Source organism: Sphingopyxis flava, from assembly GCF_900168005.1.
Taxonomy (GTDB): domain Bacteria; phylum Pseudomonadota; class Alphaproteobacteria; order Sphingomonadales; family Sphingomonadaceae; genus Sphingopyxis; species Sphingopyxis flava.
This window is the reverse complement of sequence record NZ_FUYP01000098.1, coordinates 1-1,671: the sequence shown is the minus strand read 5'-3', so window position 1 is coordinate 1,671 and position 1,671 is coordinate 1. Positions and strand designations below refer to the sequence as shown.

Annotated in this window: 2 protein-coding genes; one reads left to right on the top strand and one right to left on the bottom strand. The window is 62.4% G+C overall.

Annotated features, from left to right (window positions below; all coding sequences use genetic code 11):
• Window positions 1-94: 94 nt before the first annotated feature.
• The gene (locus tag B5X69_RS20655) at window positions 95-1,450 is read left to right on the top strand and encodes an IS1380-like element IS1247 family transposase (RefSeq protein ID WP_006473457.1); all 1,356 of its coding nucleotides are present in this window, start codon (window positions 95-97) and stop codon (window positions 1,448-1,450) included.
• 13 nt (window positions 1,451-1,463) lie between these two features.
• Here the strand turns inward: B5X69_RS20655 and B5X69_RS21810 are convergent.
• The coding region (locus tag B5X69_RS21810; RefSeq protein WP_206752332.1) for a hypothetical protein at window positions 1,464-1,671 on the bottom strand (208 nt) is incomplete at its 5' end.

Genomic DNA, 1,671 nt, shown 5'->3' with positions numbered 1-1,671 from the left:
CCCACATTTCCCAAGTAAGGCGCTGATTTCGCTGTCCTGACCATTATATTTCCTATATAAAACATGGTGTTGAAGGCTGCGAGGGGCGCGTTTCATGGATCACCCAGAGGGTGCGGGCTTGCAACGGGCAGATCGGGTGGATTTCGACCCTCGCGTGCGGCTGGAATTTCGCGGCACGCAGCTCAGTTCCGACGGCGGCCTTCTGGTGATGCGCGAGCTTGATGACGCGCTCGGGTTGTCCGATTTGGCGTCAGCGGCGCTGCGCGATACTCGCTCTGGCAAGAACACGGTCCATCGGCTCGACGGCCTGTTCCGGCAATCAGTCTTTGGGCGGCTGGCCGGATACGAGGATGTCAACGACGCCAACCGTCTCGCCTGCGATCCGGTCATGCGCCAAGTTGTCGGCGGCAGAGCGGTCGATGCACAAGCGGCCTCGGCATCGCAGATGGGACGGTTCGAGACCGAGACGCTGGCTCTGGCCGGGAACCGTGCCGCGCTGGCCGACCTGAACGGGCAATGGATCGACCGGTTCCATGACCGTAACGGGCTGAAGTACATCGTTCTGGACATGGACAGCTCGGTCAGCCCGACCCATGGCGACCAGGAAGGGTCCGCCTGGAATGGCCATTTCGACTGTAGCTGCTATCACCCCAACTTTCTGTTCAACCAGTTCGGGATGCTGGAACGCTGCGCCCTGCGCCATGGCAACGTCCACAGCGCCGATGGCTGGCGTGATGTTCTCGACCCCGTCATTGCGCGCTACGCGGAGCGCGACCTTGGTGGCAGGTTCTTCCGGGCCGATGCTGCCTACGCGATCCCGGCGATCTATGAGCGATTGGAAGAAGCGCGGTTCTTCTACGCCATCCGGCTGCCCGCAAACGCGGTCCTCAAGGACAAGATCGCGCATCGGCTAACGCGCCCTGTCGGGCGGCCGTCACTGACCAAGGTCAAGCGGTTCTTCGAGGAATTCGAGTATCAGGCGGCGTCCTGGGACAAGGAACGCCGGGTGATCGCCAAGATCGAATGGCATCCGGGCGAACTGTTCCCGCGTGTCGGCTTCATCGTCACCAACCTGCCGATGGAGCCGGACTGGGTGGTGCGGTTCTACAACCAGCGCGGCACCGCCGAGCAGCACATCAAAGAGGGCAAATACGCCTTTCGCTGGACGCGGCTGTCGTGCCGGAAGTTCCGCGACAATGAGGTGCGGCTGCAACTGCACGCCCTGGCGTACAACCTGGCCACCTTCTTGCGCTGCATCGAGCTGCCCGAGGCCATGGCCGACTGGTCGTTGACCAGCCTGCAACTGAAGCTGATCAAGATCGGGGCACGTGTGGTCCGTCACGCCCGCACCATCACCTTCCAGCTGGCCGAGGTCGCTGTCACCGGCACGATGGTACGCGCCATCCTCGCCGCTATCCGCCGATTGCGAGCGCCACCGCTATGCGCATGATCGCGATCCACGCTCAAACTGAACGAAAGCGGCTGGACAGATCTGTCCGCTGCGCTGAAAAACGCCGCCCCTGGGCAAGGAAACAGCGGCTTCGCGGTCTGATCCGTCCAGATCCAGCAGTCTGCGCGACCGCAGGTGCCGCTTGCGGCAGAAAATCCTTGTCTAGCGCTCGGATACAGGCGATCTTCACCTCAAACGACACGCCACTTGGGGAATGCAGG

Excerpts from the sequence above, each read along its gene's own strand:
- B5X69_RS20655 (WP_006473457.1), top strand. The coding sequence starts at position 95 with ATGGATCACCCAGAGGGTGCGGGCTTGCAACGGGCAGATCGGGTGGAT.